The 19,967-nt window shown below is 57.5% G+C and carries 18 protein-coding genes and 1 pseudogene; 15 read left to right on the top strand and 4 right to left on the bottom strand.

All coding sequences use genetic code 11. The features are described 5' to 3' along the window. Positions 1-21: 21 nt before the first annotated feature. Positions 22-819, bottom strand: a complete 798-nt coding sequence (locus M3A44_02015; GenBank protein MEQ6340439.1) for a DUF4197 domain-containing protein — start codon at positions 817-819, stop codon at positions 22-24. A gap of 191 nt (positions 820-1,010) precedes the next feature. On the opposite strand from M3A44_02015, the gene M3A44_02010 reads away from it, so the two are divergent. Further along, a complete protein-coding gene (locus M3A44_02010; protein MEQ6340438.1) occupies positions 1,011-1,541 on the top strand; it encodes a Slp family lipoprotein in 531 nt (176 codons plus the stop codon). Between the two features lie 137 nt (positions 1,542-1,678). On the opposite strand, the gene murI is transcribed toward M3A44_02010, so the two are convergent. Continuing rightward, a complete protein-coding gene (gene murI, locus M3A44_02005) occupies positions 1,679-2,485 on the bottom strand; it encodes a glutamate racemase (GenBank protein MEQ6340437.1) in 807 nt (268 codons plus the stop codon). Between the two features lie 220 nt (positions 2,486-2,705). Here murI and M3A44_02000 point away from each other — a divergent pair, with 220 nt between their 5' ends. From M3A44_02000 to M3A44_01950, 11 genes and pseudogenes are all read left to right on the top strand, one after another. Further along, on the top strand, positions 2,706-3,635 hold the full coding sequence (locus M3A44_02000) for a hypothetical protein (GenBank protein MEQ6340436.1): 930 nt from the start codon (positions 2,706-2,708) through the stop codon (positions 3,633-3,635). Beyond that, complete coding sequence (locus M3A44_01995) at positions 3,632-5,983, top strand: acyl-CoA dehydrogenase (GenBank protein MEQ6340435.1); 2,352 nt, start codon at positions 3,632-3,634, stop codon at positions 5,981-5,983. Before M3A44_02000 ends, M3A44_01995 begins: the two co-directional genes overlap by 4 nt. After that, positions 5,941-7,248 carry an acetyl-CoA C-acetyltransferase gene (locus M3A44_01990; GenBank protein MEQ6340434.1) on the top strand — a complete coding sequence of 436 codons (1,308 nt, stop codon included), beginning with the start codon at positions 5,941-5,943 and terminating at the stop codon, positions 7,246-7,248. Before M3A44_01995 ends, M3A44_01990 begins: the two co-directional genes overlap by 43 nt. Positions 7,249-7,250: 2 nt before the next feature. Continuing rightward, a complete protein-coding gene (locus tag M3A44_01985; protein MEQ6340433.1) occupies positions 7,251-9,281 on the top strand; it encodes a 3-hydroxyacyl-CoA dehydrogenase NAD-binding domain-containing protein in 2,031 nt (676 codons plus the stop codon). Between the two features lie 94 nt (positions 9,282-9,375). Next, positions 9,376-11,175, top strand: coding sequence for a long-chain fatty acid--CoA ligase (locus M3A44_01980; GenBank protein ID MEQ6340432.1), 1,800 nt, complete (start codon positions 9,376-9,378; stop codon positions 11,173-11,175). 114 nt (positions 11,176-11,289) lie between these two features. Further along, positions 11,290-11,691, top strand: coding sequence for an acyl-CoA thioesterase (locus M3A44_01975; GenBank protein ID MEQ6340431.1), 402 nt, complete (start codon positions 11,290-11,292; stop codon positions 11,689-11,691). Positions 11,692-11,726: 35 nt separating this feature from the next. Then, positions 11,727-12,278: pseudogene (locus M3A44_01970) on the top strand (transposase). A gap of 113 nt (positions 12,279-12,391) precedes the next feature. Further along, complete coding sequence (locus tag M3A44_01965) at positions 12,392-13,441, top strand: IS110 family transposase (GenBank protein MEQ6340430.1); 1,050 nt, start codon at positions 12,392-12,394, stop codon at positions 13,439-13,441. A gap of 288 nt (positions 13,442-13,729) precedes the next feature. Then, the gene (locus M3A44_01960) at positions 13,730-13,924 is read left to right on the top strand and encodes a hypothetical protein (protein MEQ6340429.1); all 195 of its coding nucleotides are present in this window, start codon (positions 13,730-13,732) and stop codon (positions 13,922-13,924) included. Positions 13,925-13,972: 48 nt separating this feature from the next. After that, positions 13,973-14,296, top strand: coding sequence for a type II toxin-antitoxin system RelE/ParE family toxin (locus M3A44_01955; GenBank protein MEQ6340428.1), 324 nt, complete (start codon positions 13,973-13,975; stop codon positions 14,294-14,296). Further along, positions 14,293-14,622 (top strand): putative addiction module antidote protein, encoded by a 330-nt coding sequence (locus M3A44_01950; protein MEQ6340427.1) that lies wholly within the window; start codon positions 14,293-14,295, stop codon positions 14,620-14,622. Before M3A44_01955 ends, M3A44_01950 begins: the two co-directional genes overlap by 4 nt. A 566-nt stretch (positions 14,623-15,188) precedes the next feature. Here M3A44_01950 and M3A44_01945 read toward each other — a convergent pair. Together M3A44_01945 and M3A44_01940 are read right to left on the bottom strand one after the other, a co-directional pair. Continuing rightward, the gene (locus M3A44_01945) at positions 15,189-16,067 is read right to left on the bottom strand and encodes an HDOD domain-containing protein (protein MEQ6340426.1); all 879 of its coding nucleotides are present in this window, start codon (positions 16,065-16,067) and stop codon (positions 15,189-15,191) included. A gap of 79 nt (positions 16,068-16,146) precedes the next feature. Next, positions 16,147-17,199: a folate-binding protein YgfZ gene (locus tag M3A44_01940; protein ID MEQ6340425.1), complete on the bottom strand. Its 1,053-nt coding sequence runs from the start codon at positions 17,197-17,199 to the stop codon at positions 16,147-16,149. Positions 17,200-17,361: 162 nt separating this feature from the next. On the opposite strand from M3A44_01940, the gene sdhC reads away from it, so the two are divergent. From sdhC to sdhA, 3 genes are read left to right on the top strand one after another with little or no spacing between them, the layout of a single operon-like run. Continuing rightward, the gene (gene sdhC / locus M3A44_01935) at positions 17,362-17,742 is read left to right on the top strand and encodes a succinate dehydrogenase, cytochrome b556 subunit (protein MEQ6340424.1); all 381 of its coding nucleotides are present in this window, start codon (positions 17,362-17,364) and stop codon (positions 17,740-17,742) included. After that, positions 17,733-18,080 (top strand): succinate dehydrogenase, hydrophobic membrane anchor protein, encoded by a 348-nt coding sequence (gene sdhD / locus M3A44_01930; GenBank protein ID MEQ6340423.1) that lies wholly within the window; start codon positions 17,733-17,735, stop codon positions 18,078-18,080. Before sdhC ends, sdhD begins: the two co-directional genes overlap by 10 nt. Beyond that, positions 18,077-19,855, top strand: coding sequence for a succinate dehydrogenase flavoprotein subunit (sdhA, locus tag M3A44_01925; protein ID MEQ6340422.1), 1,779 nt, complete (start codon positions 18,077-18,079; stop codon positions 19,853-19,855). The genes sdhD and sdhA overlap by 4 nt, the downstream gene beginning before the upstream one ends. The last annotated feature ends 112 nt before the right edge of the window (positions 19,856-19,967 follow it).

Genomic DNA, 19,967 nt, shown 5'->3' with positions numbered 1-19,967 from the left:
CGTTTCAGGGTAGGCCACGCCTCAATTGCCGAGCGCACCGAAGACTTTCTTTACCCAGTGCCCGGTGCGCGCGACGGGGTCGGTGCGGATGGCGCGCTCCTCGTCGGCAACCATGAGGAACAGGCCGTCCAGAGCCTTTTGCGTTACATAATCCTGTACTGTCGCTTGATCCTTCCCTACCAGGCCAAGTTTGGATGCCGAACCGGCGACGCGGTTATATTTCCCGGCTACGCCAAGTCGCCCCACCGCCTTGTCCACTATAGGAAGAAAGCGGGTGCGCAGCTCCGGTTCGGTGGATTTGCGGAAATATTGAGTTGCTGCATCCTGTGGGCCAGTCAGGATCTGCTTCGCATCTTGCACGGACATCTGTTTGATCGCGGCTACCAGCAGGGTCTTTGCTTCCGGCACTGCAGCTTCCGCGGCACGGTTCATCGAGGTGACCAGATCGTCGATCGCCTTGCCTTGGCCCAGCGTGCGCAGCATGGGTTCTGCTTTCCGGACTGCATCAGGGAGGGGAATGCGGACCTTGTCGTTGCCGAGAAATCCGTCCTGCCGTCCGAGGCTGGTCACTGCGTTGCCAGCGCCCTGAGTAAGCGCCTCTTTTAGGCCATTCACTACATCGCCGTCGGAAAGCGCGGCGATTCCGGCATTGTCCGCGGGTTGGGACGGCTGCGGCGTGGTGAGCCGTTTGAGGTCGCCGAGGTCAAATGCGTTCGCTGGGACGTATATGAAAATCAAGGCAAAAAAACAGAAAATGTTGCGTATCCTGGGCATCCTGAAAATACCCTGACGCTGCACTGATATTGTGTTGTTATTCATCCTGGGTTACTCCTGTTTCAGGATGGGATGGGCGGAGCCGATATGTTATGGTATTTCCAATGCCTGCCCTATTCCAGTATCTACTTTTTGCTATGCCCCGGCAATCCCTGTTGGCGATTTGGCCGCGGCGAAACTATTGCCACGCTGATTGGTCGAAATCAATAGGATTGAAACATATGCGGAGTAATCAAATGTTGCGCTGGACCGTATTAATCGTTGTGCTGCTGTCTGGCTGCGCTTCCATCCCCAAGCCGATCATGGGGAACGTCGCCGCCATTTCGCCGCAACAGACGTTACGCGAGGATGCAAGTGGCAATCGTGTGCGCTGGGGCGGTGAGATCATCAAGGTTACGGTGAACAAGGAAGAGACCTGCTTCGAATTGCTCGCCAGGCCACTTGATAGCTCGGCGCGTCCACTGCGCAGTGATAACTCAGATAGCCGCTTTATTGCCTGTGCCCCCCAGTTCTACGATCCAGCCGTGTATGCCAAGGGTAGGGAGATGACCGTGGTGGGCACAGTGATAGAGCCGGTGAGCGGCAAAATTGGTGAGTATGACTATCGCTATCCGCGTGTAACAATCGAACGGCTTTATCTGTGGCCGGTACGCCCCGATTTTTCTACGATGCCGCCGCCTTATTATTATCCCGCTCGCCCGTTTTATCCCTACGGCTATTATGATCCTTTCTGGCCATCGCCTTTCATGCACCGCCATTTTCGGTGACGAGTCCGTGGCGGCTCTTTGGCATCCTGCGACGTGCATGGATGCACGTCGGATGGGAGCAGTTGCCGATGTGGAGTGCCTGAGTTTCAAACGTAGGGCGCGCCGTGCGCACCCTACGCAGGCTGCCAAGCTTCATCTCACCACTTCACTACATGCACATTGTAAAGTGTTCGCCCCAAAAACCGCTCGCCGATGGTCTGAAAACGCAGCGGTACATCGGTGACATAAAAATGATAATCGGGCGCTGAACGTTGCGGATTCGCCAAGCCCATTTTGTCGAGCAAGTCAGCAGTCTGTTCTGCCATGCTTTCGGCGGAATCAACGAGTTGAATTTTCGATCCGGCGGCTTCTTGCAGCAGCGGTTTGAGCAGGGGGTAGTGTGTGCATCCCAGCACCAGGGTGTCGATGTTTTGCGCCAGTACGGGCTTGAGATATTCCTGTGCGGTAAGGCGGGTGACCTGGTGATCGAGCCAGCCTTCTTCCACGAGCGGCACGAATAACGGGCAGGCCTGTGAAAACACCCGGATGTCTGGGGCGTGCTGATGTATTGCGCGGGTATAGGCGTTACTATTGATGGTGGTTGGAGTGCCAATCACCCCCACATATTTTTTGTGTGTTGCGGCAATGGCGCCCAGCGCGCCGGCATCAATCACATCCAGCACCGGCACGGGGGAGAGGTCGCGCACCACCTGCGAGGCTACGGCGGCCATGGTGTTGCACGCAATGATGAGCAGCTTGACGTTCTGCTGGAGCAGGAACTCCGTGATCTGTGTTGTGAAATGGGAGATGGTTTCGACCGACTTCACCCCATAGGGCACACGTGCCGTGTCGCCGAAGTAAACGATGTTCTCAAAGGGCAGACGCTCCATGAGCGCGCGCACGACGGTAAGGCCGCCGACGCCGGAGTCGAATACGCCGATGGCGTTATTGGAATTGGTAGTCATGGGATTCAGTAATTAGCAAAATACTGTAGATATACAATCCCGCAAGTATACAGGTTTTAATGCCTCAGGTTACTCACTGCACCAGCTCTTATCCCCTTTAAAAACCCCCGCATCCTGCCGCTATAGAACATGTAGCAACTGGCATTGTCTACCATTATAGATGCCCCGTTTCATGCCGGCTCTCACGGCGCAGAAGTAACGTCAGACAGAGAGGTGAGTTATGTTAGGCTGGCTGAGAAAAAGATTCGACCGATGGCTTGCCCAGGAGATGGACGCCAAGGCCACCCCGCTGTGTGATTTCGAGCGTTTGCGCCGGGTGGTTCGCCCCGGTGATGTGGTGCTGGTGGAGGGGAGTACCCGTCTTAGCGGTTTTATCAAAAATATCACGCAAAGCCAGTGGACCCACTCTGCGCTCTATGTGGGTTATCTTCATGAAATCGAGGATGAGGGAGTGCGCTGGCATATCCGCAGGTTTTATGAAGGTGATCTCAGTGAGCCGTTATTGATCGAGGGGCTGATTGGCCAAGGTATTATTGTTGCGCCACTGAGCCGTTACCGTGGTGCGCATCTGCGTGTTTGCCAGCCGCGCGGCTTGTCATCCGATGATGCGTATAAGGTGATTGAATTTGCCGTGCGGCACCTGGGTGTCGAGTATGATATTCGCCAACTGTTCGATCTGGCGCGGCTGATGTCTCCTTACAGCGTGCTGCCACGGCGTTGGCGGTCTAGCCTGTTTGATATTCGCGCGGATATTTCCAAGCGCACCATCTGCTCCACGCTGATTGCGGCAGCGTTTGAATCCGTGAATTACCCGGTATTGCCGGTGGCGCGCCGCAGTGATGATGGCGGGCTGCGGCTCTACCCGCGCAATGCGCGCTTGTGCATACCCCGTGACTTTGATTATTCTCCCTACTTTGATGTTGTGAAGTGTCCTTTGCCGGCCCTGGACGATGTCGGTGTTTATCGCCATCTCCCTTGGGACAGCAGCAGGGCGATTTGCAATGACGAAAATGACTGCGTCATGCCCGTGGCTCCGGCATCATTCCTGGCGGCCAATGCCAGCGATGAAGCCGCCGCGCGCAATGGTATGCAATGGCGCAGCCGCCGTGCCCGAAGGCATAGAGTTATAGTGGGAGCGACCAAGACATGATGTCCTTTTTGTTGGTAGTAGGTGTTTTGCTGGCCGCGTTGGTGGCGCTGCTCGGTATTCCGGCATTACGGCGGCCATTAATCAGTAACCGGATACTGCCATGGTTCCGCGCTGCGTTGCCGCCCATGTCGCAAACCGAGCGCGATGCGATTGAGGCGGGTACGGTATGGTGGGAGGGCGACCTCTTCAGTGGTCGTCCCGACTGGAACAAACTACTCGCCATCCCCGCGCCGAAACTCAGTGTCGAGGAGCAGGCGTTTCTCGACGGCCCGGTGGAAGAGCTGTGCCGCATGCTCAACGACTGGCACATCACCGAAGAATTACACGACCTGCCGCCGCACGTCTGGCAATTCATCAAGGACAACCGTTTCTTCGGCATGATCATCCCGAAAAAATACGGTGGTCTGGAATTCTCCGCCCTGGTGCATTCCGCAGTGGTGATGAAGATCTCTGGCCGCAGCGTGACGGCGGGCGTGACGGTGATGGTGCCCAATTCCTTAGGTCCGGCGGAGCTACTGCTGAACTACGGCACGGAGGAGCAGAAGAACCATTACCTGCCGCGTCTGGCGCGTGGTGAAGAGGTGCCGTGCTTTGCGCTCACTGGCCCGGAGGCGGGTTCGGATGCCAGCTCTATCCCGGATACAGGTGTGGTGTGCCGTGGCACGTTTCAAGGGAACGATATCGTTGGCATTCGTCTCAATTGGGATAAGCGCTATATCACCCTCGGCCCGGTGGCGACGGTGCTGGGTCTGGCCTTCAAGCTCTATGACCCCGACGGGTTGCTGGGCAGCAAAAAGGAATTGGGCATCACCTGCGCGCTGATCCCGACCAATACGCCGGGCATCACTATCGGCAATCGCCATTTCCCTCTCAACATTCCCTTCCAGAACGGGCCGAACAGCGGCAAGGATGTGTTTATTCCGCTGGATTGGATTATCGGTGGTGCGGCAGGTGCGGGCCAGGGCTGGCGCATGCTCATGGAGTCCCTGGCGGCAGGGCGTTCCATCTCGTTGCCTGCGCAGAGTGTGGGGGCGAGCAAGCTGGCATGCCGCGCCACAGGCGCCTATGCGCGCATCCGCAAGCAATTCAAGATGCCCATTGGCCGCTTCGAAGGCGTGGAAGAGGCCTTGGCGCGTATCGCCGGTTATACATACATGATGGACGCCGCGCGCATCATGACGGCAGGCGCCGTGGATCTGGGCGAGAAGCCCTCGGTGGTGTCGGCCATCGTCAAATATCATCTCACTGAACGTATGCGCAAGGTGGTCAACGACGCGATGGATGTGCAGGGCGGCAGTGGCATCTGCATGGGGCCGCGCAACCTGCTGGGGCGTGTTTATCAGTCCATTCCCATCGGTATTACAGTGGAGGGCGCGAACATTCTCACGCGTAGCCTGATCATCTTCGGCCAAGGCGCAGTGCGCGCCCATCCCTATGTGTTGAAGGAAATGCGGGCGGCGACGGATACCGATCCGCAACGCGCATCCGAGCAGTTTGACAAGGCATTTTTCGGGCACATCGGATTCACCGTGGGCAATGCCATTCGCGCGCTGCTGCATGGTTTGACGGGAGCAAATTTTGCGGGCGCGCCAGCGCAGGCTGGGTCGGAGCGTCATTATTATCGGCAATTAACGCGCATGAGCGCAGCGTTCGCATTGGTGGCCGATGCGTCCATGTTGATGCTGGGCGGGGCGCTCAAACGCAAGGAAAAACTTTCTGGGCGGCTGGCCGATGTGTTGAGTCAATTATATCTGGCATCCACCGTGCTCAAGCGCTTTGCCGATCAGGGGCGTCCCGCCGCCGACCTGCCTCTGCTGCAATGGGCGTGCGATGATGCGCTGCATCAAATGCAGGAGGCGCTGGACGGCCTGCTGCGCAACCTCCCCAACCGGGGCGCCGCCGCGCTGTTGCGCCTGCTGGTCTTTCCTCTCGGCAAGCCGTATGCTGCACCGCATGACGCGCTGGGCCACAAGGCAGCAAGCCTGCTGCTTGAGCCTTCCGAGGCCCGCGACCGGCTGACGCTGGGAATGTATGCTCCCACTGATTTTGCCGAGCCGCTGGGGCGTCTGGAAGACGCATTGCGCAAGACTATCGCCGCCGAGGCGGTGGAGAAAAAGCTGCGTGCAGCGTTGAACGCGGGCGCAGCGAACGGCAATGACGAGGTGGCGCGGATACGCGAAGCCGTCAAACAAAGTGTGATCAGCGAAGATGAAGCAGGGGTATTGCTTGACGCCATCGCCGCGCGCAAAGAGGTGATTAAAGTCGACGACTTTGCGCCTGAGTATTGGAAAACGGAGGAAATCGAGTGGCCAACGGAACAGAAAATGCCGGCAAAACGGTTTATATAATCGACGGCAGCCGCACGCCGCAGATCAAGGCTAAAAACAAGCCGGGGCCGTTTACCGCCGGTGATCTGGCGGTGGCGGCGGGTCGTCCGCTGCTGGCGCGCCAGCCCTTTGAACCCGGTGATTTTGACGAAGTGATTCTGGGCTGTGTGATGCCGGGGCCGGATGAGGCCAATATCGCGCGCGTTACAGCGCTGCGTCTGGGATGCGGCAAGCACGTTCCGGCATGGACGGTGCAACGTAATTGCGCCTCTGGCATGCAGGCGCTCGACTGTGCCGCACACGACATCGCTGCGGGCCGCGCCAACCTGGTGCTGGCGGGCGGTGTGGAGTCGATGAGCCATGCGCCTGTGCTGCTCAACACCGATATGGTGGGCTGGCTGGGCGAATGGAGCGCGGCGCGCAACTTTGGCGCTAAACTGGTTGCGCTGAGCAAATTGCGCCCTGCCTACTTTACACCGATTATCGGCTTGCTGCGTGGACTCACCGATCCCGTTGTTGGCCTGTCCATGGGGCAGACCGCCGAAAATATCGCGCACCGCTTTAACATCAGCCGCGAGCAGATGGACGCTTTTGCCCTGGAAAGTCACCGCCGTCTGGCCAAGGCGCAGGATGATGGTCTGCTGAGTGAGATCGAGACCCTCTACGACACGCGGGGTAATGCTTACGAACACGATGATGGCCTGCGCCGCGATGGCGACCTGGCTAAACTCGCCAAGCTCAAGCCGGTCTTCGACCGCCATTTTGGTAATGTCACCGCAGCCAACAGCGCGCAGATCACTGATGGCGCGGCACTGCTGATTTTGGCAAGTGAAGAGGCCGTTGATAAATATCAACTGCCAGTGCTGGGCCGCATTATCGACAGCCAATGGGCAGGATTGGAACCAGCGCAAATGGGACTTGGCCCTGCCCACGCCATGGCGCCGATTATGCGGCGGCGCGGCTTGACGATTGGAGATATCGATTACTGGGAGATCAATGAGGCATTCGCCGCGCAGGTGTTGGCATGCTTGGCGGCATGGAAAGATGCTGATTATTGCCGCACTGAGCTGGGACTGGATGGAGCGCTGGGGGAGATCGACCACGCGCGGCTCAATATTGATGGCGGTGGCGTGAGCCTTGGGCATCCCGTGGGGGCGAGCGGCGCGCGCATTGTGTTGCATCTGTTGAATGTATTAAAACGCACCAACACACGGCGCGGCATGGCCAGCCTGTGCATTGGCGGTGGCCAGGGTGGCGCGATGCTGGTTGAAAGCGGAAGGGAGTGACGATGACAGAACCTACTTACAAGAATTGGCGCATTGAGCGTGATAGCGACGCTATCGTCTGGCTGCATCTGGATAAGGCCGGAAGCGCCACCAACGTGCTCTCCAGTGATGTGCTGGAAGAGCTCAATGCCATCCTCGATCCATTCGTCTCGGAACAACCTCGTGGCCTGATCATTCTGTCCGACAAGCCCAACGGCTTTATCGCCGGGGCGGATATCAATGAATTTGTGCCACTGAAAGAACCCGCCGAGGCATTGGCGCTGATCCGGCGGGGGCAAAAGGCGTGCGACAAGATTGCCGCTCTGAAATGCCCCACCGTGGCGTTGATCCATGGCTTTTGTCTTGGCGGCGGCATGGAGCTGGCGTTGGCGTGCCGTTATCGTATCGCGGATGATGACGCGCGCACTCGCCTTGGGTTACCCGAAATTAAGCTTGGCATTCACCCCGGCTTCGGCGGCACGGTACGCCTGCCGCCGCTGGTGGGTGCGCCCGCCGCGATGGACCTGATGCTCACCGGCAGAGCGATTGACACGCGTGCCGCGAAAAAGATGGGGCTGATCGATTATGCCGTACCCACCCGTCATTTAAAGCGCGCCGCGCGCGGCGTGGTGATGAATCCCCCCGCGCCGCATCGCCCCAAGGGCTGGCTGGCGCTCACCAACAACAGTCTGGTGCGTCCATTGCTGGCGCGGACGATGCGCGCGAAAGTGGCGGAGAAGGCCCCCGCCGCGCATTATCCTGCGCCGTATGCGCTGATCGATTTGTGGCAGAAATACGCCGATGTCCCGGCGCGGATGATGGAGGAAGAGGCTGTCTCCGTTGCCCGCTTTGTGCTCGGCGACACGGCGCATAATCTGGTGCGCGTGTTCTTTCTGCAAGAGCGGCTTAAATCATTGGGCAAAAAAGAGCTGATTGCGCCACGCCATGTACATGTTATCGGTGGCGGTGTGATGGGTGGCGATATTGCCATCTGGTGCGCGCTGCAAGGCATGCGCGTTACGGTGCAGGACCGCAAGCACGAAACCTTGGCGAAGGTCATCAAGCGTGCCTATGCGCTATACAAAAAGCGCCTCAAACAACCGCGCCTGATCCAGGCAGCGCTGGATCGCCTGATCCCGGACGACAAGGGCGTGGGCGTGAGCCATGCCGATGTGGTGATCGAGGCGATCTTTGAGGACATTACCGCGAAACAGAATCTCTACCGCGAAATTGAGCCCAAGCTCAAACCGGGTGCATTGCTTGCCACCAATACCTCTAGTATCCCACTCGAAGTACTGAGCGAGGCGCTCGCCAATCCGTCGCGTCTGGTCGGGCTGCACTTCTTCAATCCCGTGGCGCAAATGCAATTGGTGGAGATTGTTAGCAGCCCGATTACAGACCCCGAAGTGGCGCGGCAGGCCGCCGCCTTTACGCGCCATATCGACCGTTTGCCTTTGTCAGTGAAAAGCTCGCCGGGTTTTCTGGTTAACCGTGTGCTCATGCCCTATTTGCTTGAGGCCGTGACGATGGAGTGGGAAGGTGTGCCAGCCACAGTTATTGACAAGGCAGCGCTCGATTTTGGCATGCCGATGGGGCCGATCCGTCTGGCGGATACTGTGGGCCTGGACATTTGCCTGTCTGTTGCGGAGATTCTGTCGCAACGCTTGAATGTCGATGTGCCGCCGCGCCTGCGTGAACTGGTGAGTGCCGGTCGGCTGGGTGTCAAGAGCGGGCAGGGATTTTACACCTATCACGGTGACAAGCCGCAGATGCCACGCCTCAAGCCGGGGTATGTTCCGCCTTCCGATGTGGCGGAGCGTCTGATCCTGCGCTTTCTGAATGAAGCGGCGGCGTGCCTGCGCGAAGGTGTGGTCGCCGATGCCGACCTGCTCGATGCGGGGGTGATATTCGGCACAGGGTTTGCCCCGTTCCGCGGCGGACCGATTAATTACGTTCATGAGTCTGGTGTCGAGACCCAGCGCAAAAAACTGCAAGCGCTGGAGGAGCATTATGGCAAGCGCTTCGTAGCAGATGCGGAGTGGGCGGAGTTGTGATTGGTTAGTATTGTAGGGTGCGCTGTGCGCATCATTCGTTCGTTGTTCATGTGATGCGTGAGATGCACTCTACGTTGGAATTCAGAAAACCATGATGACAAAAACATCCGACATCATTTCCATTGAAACAGCCCGTACCTTGCACGGCTTGTTTCGCGAGCGCGTCAGGCGCACGCCCGAGGCGGTCGCCTATCGCCATTTCGATGAGCAGGCCAAGCAATGGAAAGACACCACCTGGGCAGAGATGGCCGGCCACGTGGCATGCTGGCAGGCGGCGTTGGCGCGTGAAGGATTGCAGCCGGGTGAGCGCGTGGCGCTGTTGATGCGCAATTGCCGCGAATGGGTGATATTCGAACAAGCCGCACTCGGCCTGGGGCTGGTGGTGGTACCGCTTTATCCCAACGACCGCGCCGATAATATCGCCTACATCGTGCAAGGCGCCGGTGTGCGATTATTATTGACCGAAAATGGAGAGCAGTGGCGCAGCTTGTCGGAAGTGCGTGCGCAGCTTGAAGGATTATTGCGCATCGTTACCCTACGGCCCGTGATTGACGCCACAGAGCCGCGACTGCAATCTGTCACAGAATGGCTGCCTGAGCACTGCGGCGAACTACATACCCATGATTGCGAACCCACGGCGCTTGCCACCATCGTTTATACCTCCGGTACCACAGGGCGCCCCAAAGGTGTCATGCTCAGCCACCTTAATATATTGTGGAATGCGCACAGTTGTCTGGACAGTGTTCCCGTTTACCGTGAAGACCTGTTCCTGTCGTTCTTACCGCTGTGCCACACCTACGAACGTCTGGTGGGCTATTATTTGCCAATGATGTCGGGCGCTACGATTGCCTATGCTCGCGCCATTCCTTTATTGGCCGAGGACATGCTTTCCGTGCGGCCTACCATCATGGTGTCCGTGCCGCGCATTTATGAAAGAATCCATGCCAAGATCAAGACGCAATTAGAGGAAGGGCCAGCGCTCAAGCGCAATCTTTTCAATGCCGCCGTTGAAATAGGGTGGTCACGTTTTGAGCATAAGCAAGGGCGTGGTCCATGGCGCTTTTCCCATCTGCTCTGGCCGCTGTTCGATAAGCTGGTGGCAAGCAAGGTGATGGCAAAGATGGGTGGCAGGCTGCGCGTCGCCATGTGTGGTGGCGCACCGATTTCCCTGCCGGTGGCAAAGCTTTTTATCGGGCTTGGTCTGCCTCTCCTGCAAGGCTATGGCCTTACCGAGGCCAGCCCCGTCATCAGTACCAACAAAGAACATGATAACGACCCGTCCGGCATCGGCCCGCCGATCCGCGATGCGCTGGTCCGCATTGGCGAGGAAGGGGAGCTATTAGCCAAAACACCGGGCGTCATGCTGGGCTATTGGCACAACCCCGATGCCACTGCCAAGGCCATTGATGCCGATGGCTGGCTACACACCGGCGACAAGGCACGCATTGAAAATGGACACATCTACATCACCGGACGCCTCAAGGAAATCATCGTCATGGCCAATGGCGAGAAGATGCCCCCCGCCGACATGGAGATGGCCATTGCTCTCGACCCCTTGTTTGAACAGGTGATGGTTATCGGTGAAGGAAAGCCGTATTTAAGTGCGCTGGTGGTGTTGAACAAAGATCACTGGGTGGGTCTGGCGGGTGAATTAGGCCTTGATCCTGCCGTCCCTGCTTCATTAAAAGATAAACGTGTATCCAGTGCCGTGTTGCAAAGAATCGCCGAGCAATTGCGCGGCTTCCACGCCTACGCACAGGTCCGACGCGTCGCGCTTGATCTTGAGCCGTGGACCGTGGAAAACGGGCTGATTACCCCTACCCTCAAGCTGCGGCGCAGCCGCGTTCTGGAGCGGTATCATGAGTCTGTGGAAAAGCTTTATGAAGGGCATTGATTAGCTCACCTCTAAATCAATAGGGTGAAATCGTAGGGTGCGTCCCACGCACCAATGATTGTGGTGCGTGGGACGCACCCTACATAATTATCCGCGTTTCGGATGGAAGTTCCAATGCAAACAACTCACGCCACCCTGCCCGAAAATCGTCAACCCACCCTGCGCCTGGTGGCTATGCCCACTGACGTCAATGCTGCGGGTGATATCTTCGGCGGCTGGATCATCTCCCAGATCGACATCGCCGGCAGCATCGAAGCCCACCGCCGCGCCAAAGGCAGAGTCGTCACCGTTGCAGTGAACTCCGTGCAATTCCATGAGCCGGTGTTCGTCGGTGACCTCGTGAGCTGCTATGCGGAAGTCATAAAAGTAGGGCGCACCTCCATCACAACCAGTGTCGAAGTTTTCGCGGAGCGCGTCTGGCACGACGGCTCGAAGACCATCAAAGTGACGGAGGCGACGCTGACGTATGTTGCCCTGGATGAGCATCGCAGGCCGAAGGTAGTGCCGGAAGCGTAGCGTGCGCCATGCGCACGACAGCAAGGGCTGAATGAATGGCTACATTTCGTAGAGCGCTGACGCCGGGTGGCACATATTTCTTCACGGTCAACGCATACCGCCGCCAACCCGTTTTGACCGAGCCACGAATATACACCGCGCTCAAAACGGCGATCCGGCGAGTCAAGGAATCGCATCCTTTCGATATTGAAGCCTTTGTGCTTTTACCGGATCATTTGCATTGCATTTGGCGCCTGCCTTCGGGGGATGCGAACTACTCGCCGAGATGGAATTTGATCAAGCGGCAGGTGAGCCAATCTGTGCGTGCTCATTTAGTGGAGAGCGTTACGGACTCACGTATGAAACGCCGGGAGCTGGGTTTGTGGCAGCGGCGATTCTGGGAGCATCAAATTCGGGATGAAGGTGATTTCATGCGGCATGTTGATTAGATTCATTTCAATCCCGTGAAGCATGGGTATGTGCAACGTGTGGTGGATTGGCCGTATTCGAGTTTTCATGCGCATGTGAGGAAAGGCTTGCGCCCAATCGATTGGGCCGGATGTGGCGATGATGGCGAGGTATACGGTGAGCAGTCTGATAGTGGTTGATCGTGCGCACAGCGCACGCTAATGAAATGGACTCCACCCTTCTTCAAACGGCATCATAGTGTGCCAAGCGGGTGAGTTAGGTCACCGGCCAAACGAAAAAGGAGGAGTCCGACATGAAGCATAACGCAACAGTAATTGGTTTGGATATTGCCAAGAACGTGTTTTACGCCGTGGGCCGGGATGAGCGTGGCAATGAGGTATTGAAACGAAAGATGTCGCGGGACCAGGTGCTGACATTTTTTGCCAATCTGCCTGCCGCGAAGGTCGGGATTGAGGCCTGTGCCAGTGCGCATTACTGGGCGCGAGAAATCAGTAAACTGGGGCATGAAGTACGGCTTATTGCCGGCCAGCGCGTGAGCCGACGGGTGGTCGGCAACAAGAATGATTATCGCGATGCGAAGGCGATTTGCGAGCTGAGGGCCGAACCCGAGACCCTGTATGTGCCGACCAACACCGAGGCGCAGCAGGATGTGCAGATGCTGCACCGGGTTCGTCAGCGCCTGGTGGAAAACCGCACAGCACTGATGTTGCAGGCACGCAGTCTGCTGGGCGAATACGGTATGAGTTTCTCCCAAGGGGCTACGGCGTTGCGCAAGGCGTTACCCCGCGTGCTCGGCGGAGAACATAACGGACTCTCCCCCAGCGCCCTGGAGACATTTGCCGACCTGCAGGAACAGTTGACGGCGCTGGATAAACGGATCGAGCACTACGACGAGCGCATCCAGCGGCTGGCACGCCAAGACGCTCAGGCCGCGCGATTGATGGGGCTGCCGGGTGTTGGCCCGCTCACCGCCACCGCCTTTGTCGCGGCTGTGGGTGACCCGCATCATTTCCCGGCAGGGCGTAACTTTGCGGCAAATCTGGGTCTCACGCCACACGAGCATTCCAGCGGCGGCAAACAACAGCTATTCGGCATCTCCAAGCGTGGAGACCGCTACCTGCGCACCTTGCTGATCCACGGGGCGCGCAGTGCGCTACGCTGTGCCGAGGGCAAGCAGGACCGTTTGCTGCTCTGGGCCTTGAAGCTCAAGGCAACCAAGGGTTTTAATGTCGCCGCCGTAGCCTTGGCGAATAAACTGGCGCGAGTAGCCTGGGCCATGCTTGCGCATGGCCGCCGTTATGAGGCGCAGTGGAACCCGCAACCCACTGTGGCGATCAGCTGATATTGCCAAGCCGTTAAGTTTTTTTAGTAAACGAAGCAGCAAGACCTGCCACGATTGCGAAGGTGAAGAAACGAACGATGCCCAACAGGTAAGACCGACGACGGGACACTCCGCAACGGCGTATGGCCAGCAAGGCCGAGACGCTATTTGGAACCCGACGTGCGTATTGCATTATGGCCCGAGCCGATTAATGGCTCACACTGAGGCCGGATAGATACACGCAATCCTTATCCTGAGAGCAAAATTTCAATCTTCCCCTTGCAAAACGGGTGGAGTCCATAGATACGCTTGCTCATCCAATGGGCGGCCCAGACCACCAACGGCAGCGCGGATGACGACAGCACCTTGGCCAGGAACAAGAAGAAGCCGCTACATACCTATGGCTGGCTCGACGACTTCATCGGGGGCAAGGACGCCAAGCACACTGGCCTGGCCAAGGAGACTGGGCTGGTGGTGAGGATTAAGACGGGGGGAGGTGCATAACGGAATGAGGGGGTAGTATGTCTGTAGCTTTTAAGCTACAATTTACCCATGATAGAACTATTCCGATATCAACATGAAGGCGGTCGTGAGCCATTCACGGAATGGTTGGATGCTGTGCGCGACAAGGTGGCCCAGGCACGTATCCGTGTCCGTTTACGGCAGGTGCAAGCAGGTAACTTCGGCGATTGCGAACCGGTCGGCGAAGGGGTAATTGAGCTGCGCGTACATGTCGGCGCAGGATACCGCGTCTACTGTGGTCGGCACGGGAAAACGGTCGTTATTCTGTTGTGTGGGGGCGATAAACGCGCTCAGGCAACGGACATCAAGCGGGCCAAAAAACTATGGTCGGAATGGAAACGGAGGCAATCATGAGTATATTGAAAGGTGCTGTTTCACATCATGAGGCGGAAGTGGCCGAGCTGCAGGCAGATCGGGAACTGGCGGTCGAATATCTGAAAGCAGCAATGGAGTCGCTCGACAACCCGGATGATCGCGCTGCTGGATTGTTGGCGCTACGCACAGTGGCGGAGGCCTATGGCGGTCTCGGGGCGGTGGCTGCTGAGGCCGGTATAAGCCGCGAATCTCTATATCGTGCCTTGTCACCAAAGGGCAACCCAACGCTAAAGACCTTATTGGCGGTGCTTAAGACAGTCGGGTTGCGTTTATCCGTCGAGCCAGAAAATCACGCGCACGCTTGACAATGGTTCGTCTGCAAAGTGGTCGGTTCCGCGAAGCGGCATGGATGCCGGAGGTAGATCAACGCAGAGAGCAGTTGCCGGAAGCGCAGGAGCGGTCACGTCGGCCGAACTGGACGTGGCGGGCAGCAAGCGTAGCGTGCGCCATGCGCACGACAAGAAGGCTTGAATGAATGGCTACATTTCGTAGAGCCTTGACGCCGGGTGGCACATATTTCTTCACGGTCAACGCATACCGCCGCCAACCCATTTTGACCGAGCCACGAATATACACCGCGCTCAAAACGGCGATCTGGCGAGTCAAGGAGTCGCACCCTTTCGATATTGAAGCCTTTGTGCTTTTACCGGATCATTTGCATTGCATTTGGCGCCTGCCTTCGGGGGATGCGAACTACTCAGGGTTGAATGAATGGCTACATTTCGTGGTGAGCCGCACCACCTTCGAAGACACAGCACCCGTCCTTGTCCCGTTGGCTCAAGCCTCTGATATAGAAATCCCCTCTCTCCCGCAGGGCGGGAGAGAGGGGATGAGGGGATGCGTTGATTTTCCCATTGAAATGGAATTGAAGTTAGGCAGTCAGCAGTTTCTGTATTTCCATTACTTCCGCCTGCGCGTCATTGAGGGTAATAAGACATTGTTCAGCCGTGAGGCCCAATTTGCCGCAGGCTGGAATCGAGGGCCATTCGGCTATGCCAAAATGGTGGCTGGTGCCGATGTGGCTGTATAGATTTGCCATGAGGACGACATCGACATAATCGGCTTGCGGTCCGGGATTGCGCGCCAGATTTTCGTGCTCGGCGGCCACCGCAACCATTTCCGGGGGGAAGTTCCAGGCTTCGAGTATGACTTTGCCGATCTGGGGGTGCAGAAGGGTAACCAGACGGTCAACGGTTTGTTCATTCTCAAGCAGGCCGGGGAACATCTCCAGTTGCATCAGAATCGGTAACTTTCCGATGTCATGTATCAGTCCGGCCAGCATGGCCTGCTCCGGCATGAGCCGGGTGAATTTATGGGCCAGCACGTGGCTGATGGCCGCCACTTGAATAGTATGTGCCCACGTCGTTTTTAAGCGGTGTTTGATGGCGGAGGGCACCTGGGCCTGAAATAGCTGGCTGACGACGACGCTGGTGATCAGGTTGCGTACCAGTGTGTTTCCGAGCCGGGCGATGGCGGTTTGTATGTTAAGGATTGATTTGTTGCCGCGATAGAGCGGGCTGTTTGCCACCTGTAACAGGCGTGCCGACAAAACAGGGTCAGTGCCGACAAGCTGCGCAAGCTGTGCGGCTGTGACATTCGGTGCAGAGGCTGCTTTGCGCACCCTGATGGCGACTTCCGGGAGGGTGGGTAATCCTATTCGCTTGTGCCGGATGTCATCGAGCAGCCTGGAGATGAACCTGTCTTCGAGATCTGCTGTGGCGTCTTTTTTAGCGTGCTGGGTGGCTGTCATGCCGCAATCCTTTGTTTTGCTGAACTTAGAGCCTGTCTGGTTTTCGGCAGCCTCCCTGGATAACTTTAGTGGCGGCTCATCAGGTTTCTGAAGGGGATAGCGGATAAGGCAGATCCCGGAATGCAAGCGCTGCCCCACCAGTGCTATGTAAATGCACGCTGCTATGTTCGGCAGCCTTGATTTCCACCACGGCGAGCGCGTCAAAGCCGCCTTCGGGCGCCGGTTGCGCGGTGACGATAGTTCCGATGCTTTGAGTATTTTCAGTGCCGGAGCCATACAGTGTGTCACCCGGTTGAGGGGCCGTGTCCGACAGGATATGGGCAAGATACATGCGCCGCTTGAGCGTGCCGAGGTAGTGCATGCGCGCTACAATTTCCTGGCCGGGATAGCAGCCTTTTTTAAAGCTGACGCCGTTAATGAGGTGCAGGTTGACCATCTGCGGCACAAAGGCTTCGCTGGTGACGACATGGATGGTGGGAATGCCGGCGCGAATGTCGAGCAGATCCCATACGCTTGCACCCACCGGGGTGGCATGGACACCGAGCTTGTTCCAGATATCCCTGGCGGCTGCAAATTCTCCAGTAATCTCAAAGCGTGGCTGCGCGCCGGGGAGGCGTATCACGGTAAGTCCGTTGCAGTGCACAGTATCGTCAACGTCTTCCGGCAAGCCGCCCAGTATGTCTTTTAATTCAGTTATGCCATGCGGGCTGGCAATGCCGATGCGCACCAGCGCGTCGCCGGCATCTTCCAGCGTGACCTTGGCGCGCAATACAAACATGCGCAAGCGCTTGAGGGTGGCGTCAACGAGCTCCTGCGGCATGCGCAAGTAATAAGTGTCATCGCGCATAAAAATGCGGAAACACGCCAGAATTCGCCCCTTTGGGTTGCAATAGGCGCTCATCTGGCTGTGCTGCTGCGACACCCCGCGCACATCGTTGCTGAACTGATTCTGAAGAAAGGTTGCGGCATCCGGCCCGCGGACGGCGATCAGCCCAGTGTGCGACAGGTCGGCAATAACGGTGCCGGTTGCCAACGTCTGTAGCTCCTGCGATGGATTGCCGAAATGGCGCACACCACCAGACTCGATAACAGCGCCAGCGGCTTCGATAAGGGTTTTCCATTCTGCGTGCATACTATAAACCTAGAAACGGCAGTTGACCGCTCATTTTAGTCGTTAATTGCATAGTTTAAACGGCCTTTTTGTGCATATTACAAAGGTAGCTAATAACCAGTTTCCGCATAATACTGGACGGATGCCTCAAGTGATATAAACTAATGTCCGATGATAAAGAAAATGGCTAAAAATATAAAACGTCCCATCTTCATGGATCTGCTGCGCATTCGCATGCCAGTGGTCGCCGTTCTTTCCTTCGCTCACCGTGTTACGGGCGTGATGCTGTGTCTGCTCATTCCGTTTGTTATCTATCTGCTGGATCTGTCGCTACGCGATGAGCAGGGTTATGCCGAGGCGCTGGCAATACTGGCTTCATCGCCCGTCAAATTTATAGCGGTGATACTGTTGTGGGGATTTTCTCATCACCTGCTGGCGGGTATTCGCTTTTTATTGATTGATGCCGATATCGGTGTCGAGCGCGATAGCGCGCGCCGTAGCGCCTGGGTCGTCAATGTTGGTGGCTTGATCGTGCCGATCATCGCACTATTGGTATGGCTATGATCTGGCGCGCCTCCGGTTTTCGCGCCTGGCTGTTGCAGCGTTTGAGCGCGGTTTATATGGCGCTCTTCATCGGCATGTTTGTATTGCATCTGGTGTTGGATGCGCCAAACTCCTATCAGGAGTGGCGAACCTGGATGACGCTCCCTTTTATCGCTGTGACAGCCAGTATATTTTTTGCCGCGCTGTTGATCCACGCCTGGGTGGGTCTGCGTGACGTGATTATGGATTATGTGCATCCACTGGGGGTGCGTTTTGTGTTGTTGGCATTGGTGGCGGCAGGTCTGTTGGCAATGGGGTTGTGGGTGCTGCGTATTCTGATGATGGGGGGGGCGGCATGAGCCAGATCAAGGCCAATATACCAAGCCGCAAGTTTGATGTACTGGTGATCGGCGCGGGCGGTGGCGGGCTGCGCGCGGCCTTGCAGCTAGCGCAGGACGAGGCCAACGTGGCGGTGGTGTCCAAGGTGTTTCCGACGCGCTCGCACACCGTCGCCGCGCAGGGCGGGATGAACGCCGCACTGGCCAATGTGTCGCCGGACAACTGGCACTGGCATATGTACGATACCGTCAAAGGTGGCGACTTCCTCGGCGATCAAGACGCCATCGAATACATGTGCCGCGCCGCGCCGCGCTTGGTGATCGAGCTTGAGCATATCGGCGTACCGTTTTCGAGGCTGGATAATGGCAAGATCTATCAGCGCGCATTCGGCGGCCAGAGCCAGAATTTCGGCGGCGACCAGGCGGCGCGCACCTGCGCTGCGGCGGATCGCACCGGGCACGCCATTCTGCACGCGTTGTATCAGCAAAACATCCGCGCCAAGACCCATTTTTTCGACGAATATTTCGCCATTGATCTGCTCAAGGATGACGAGGGTTATATTCTTGGCGCGCTGGTGCTGGAAATCGAGACTGGCGAGCCGCTGGTGATCCAGGCCAAGACCACGCTGCTTGCGACTGGTGGGGCAGGGCAGCTATTCCGCACCAACACCAATGCCCGAATCAACACCGGCGACGGCATGGCGATGGCGCTGCGCGCCGGTGTTCCGCTGCAAGACATGGAGTTCTTCCAGTTTCATCCCACCGGCATTGCCGGTAAGGGTATGTTGATTACGGAAGCCGCGCGTGGTGAGGGTGGTTACCTTGTGAATGGCGAAGGCGAACGCTTTATGGAGCGCTACGCCCCCCACGCCAAAGACCTGGCGAGCCGCGATGTCGTGAGTCGCGCCATCGCCACCGAGGTGCGCGAAGGCCGGGGCTGCGGACCCAGCAAGGATTTTATACTGCTGAAGGTCGATCATCTCGGCGAGGAGGTGATACGCAAACGCCTGCCAGGGATACGCGACATGGTGCAGACCTTTTTGCATATCGACCCAATTAACACCGCCATACCCGTATTTCCCACGGCGCACTATACCATGGGCGGCATTCCTACCAACCGCTTTGGACAAGTAGTTGCACCGCAACAACAGGGCGCGGAAGAGCCGGTGCCCGGACTCTATGCCGTCGGCGAATGTGCCTGTGTTTCGGTGCATGGCGCCAACCGCCTGGGTGGCAATTCGCTGCTGGATATCGTCGTGTTTGGTCGTGCGGCGGGCAATCACATCAGTGAATATCTGCGCGAAAACCGCTACAGCCGCCCCCCGGCAGCGAACAGCGTGGATCAGGCGCTTGAGCGTCTCGCGCGCTGGGATCGGCGCGGCGATGGCGAAACGGTGGATGCGCTGCGCAATGATCTCAAGCGCGCCATGGAGCATTACTGCGGCGTGTTCCGCACCGAGGATGTGTTGCGTGAGGGGCTGGAGAAGGTGCGGGAGATCGAGGCGCGCCTGCAGAATGTCTATCTCAAGGATCACAGCAAGGTTTTCAATACTGCACGCATCGAGGCCTTGGAGCTGGAGAATCTGGTCGACATCGCGCTCGCCACGGTGAGCTGCGCCCTGGCGCGCCAGGAGAGTCGCGGCGCCCACTCCCGCATCGACTATCCCGAGCGTGACGATGTTAAATGGCTGAAGCACAGTCTGTACTCCAAACAGAACCGTCAGATTGATTACAAGCCGGTGCGGATGAAACCACTGACCGTGGAGAGTTTCCCGCCCAAGCCGAGGGTGTATTGATATGGGTACCTCTAAAAATGCAATCAAGGCGATGATGGCAAGGCGCAAAGACGCGAAAAAGCGCAGTGTACACATAGTACATGAGCATTTTGAGCGGCTTTGCAACGCCGCC

The sequence above is a fragment of the Gammaproteobacteria bacterium genome (assembly GCA_040183005.1).
GTDB lineage: Bacteria > Pseudomonadota > Gammaproteobacteria.
Note: the sequence above shows the minus strand (reverse complement) of the source record. Positions and strands in the feature narration are given on the sequence as shown.

Coding starts and splice junctions, on each gene's coding strand:
- M3A44_02015 (MEQ6340439.1), bottom strand. CDS start 819: ATGAATAACAACACAATATCAGTGCAGCGTCAGGGTATTTTCAGGATG.
- M3A44_02010 (MEQ6340438.1), top strand. CDS start 1,011: ATGTTGCGCTGGACCGTATTAATCGTTGTGCTGCTGTCTGGCTGCGCT.
- murI (MEQ6340437.1), bottom strand. CDS start 2,485: ATGACTACCAATTCCAATAACGCCATCGGCGTATTCGACTCCGGCGTC.
- M3A44_02000 (MEQ6340436.1), top strand. CDS start 2,706: ATGTTAGGCTGGCTGAGAAAAAGATTCGACCGATGGCTTGCCCAGGAG.
- M3A44_01995 (MEQ6340435.1), top strand. CDS start 3,632: ATGATGTCCTTTTTGTTGGTAGTAGGTGTTTTGCTGGCCGCGTTGGTG.
- M3A44_01985 (MEQ6340433.1), top strand. CDS start 7,251: ATGACAGAACCTACTTACAAGAATTGGCGCATTGAGCGTGATAGCGAC.
- M3A44_01980 (MEQ6340432.1), top strand. CDS start 9,376: ATGACAAAAACATCCGACATCATTTCCATTGAAACAGCCCGTACCTTG.
- M3A44_01975 (MEQ6340431.1), top strand. CDS start 11,290: ATGCAAACAACTCACGCCACCCTGCCCGAAAATCGTCAACCCACCCTG.
- M3A44_01965 (MEQ6340430.1), top strand. CDS start 12,392: ATGAAGCATAACGCAACAGTAATTGGTTTGGATATTGCCAAGAACGTG.
- M3A44_01955 (MEQ6340428.1), top strand. CDS start 13,973: ATGATAGAACTATTCCGATATCAACATGAAGGCGGTCGTGAGCCATTC.
- M3A44_01950 (MEQ6340427.1), top strand. CDS start 14,293: ATGAGTATATTGAAAGGTGCTGTTTCACATCATGAGGCGGAAGTGGCC.
- M3A44_01945 (MEQ6340426.1), bottom strand. CDS start 16,067: ATGACAGCCACCCAGCACGCTAAAAAAGACGCCACAGCAGATCTCGAA.
- M3A44_01940 (MEQ6340425.1), bottom strand. CDS start 17,199: ATGCACGCAGAATGGAAAACCCTTATCGAAGCCGCTGGCGCTGTTATC.
- sdhC (MEQ6340424.1), top strand. CDS start 17,362: ATGGCTAAAAATATAAAACGTCCCATCTTCATGGATCTGCTGCGCATT.
- sdhD (MEQ6340423.1), top strand. CDS start 17,733: ATGGCTATGATCTGGCGCGCCTCCGGTTTTCGCGCCTGGCTGTTGCAG.
- sdhA (MEQ6340422.1), top strand. CDS start 18,077: ATGAGCCAGATCAAGGCCAATATACCAAGCCGCAAGTTTGATGTACTG.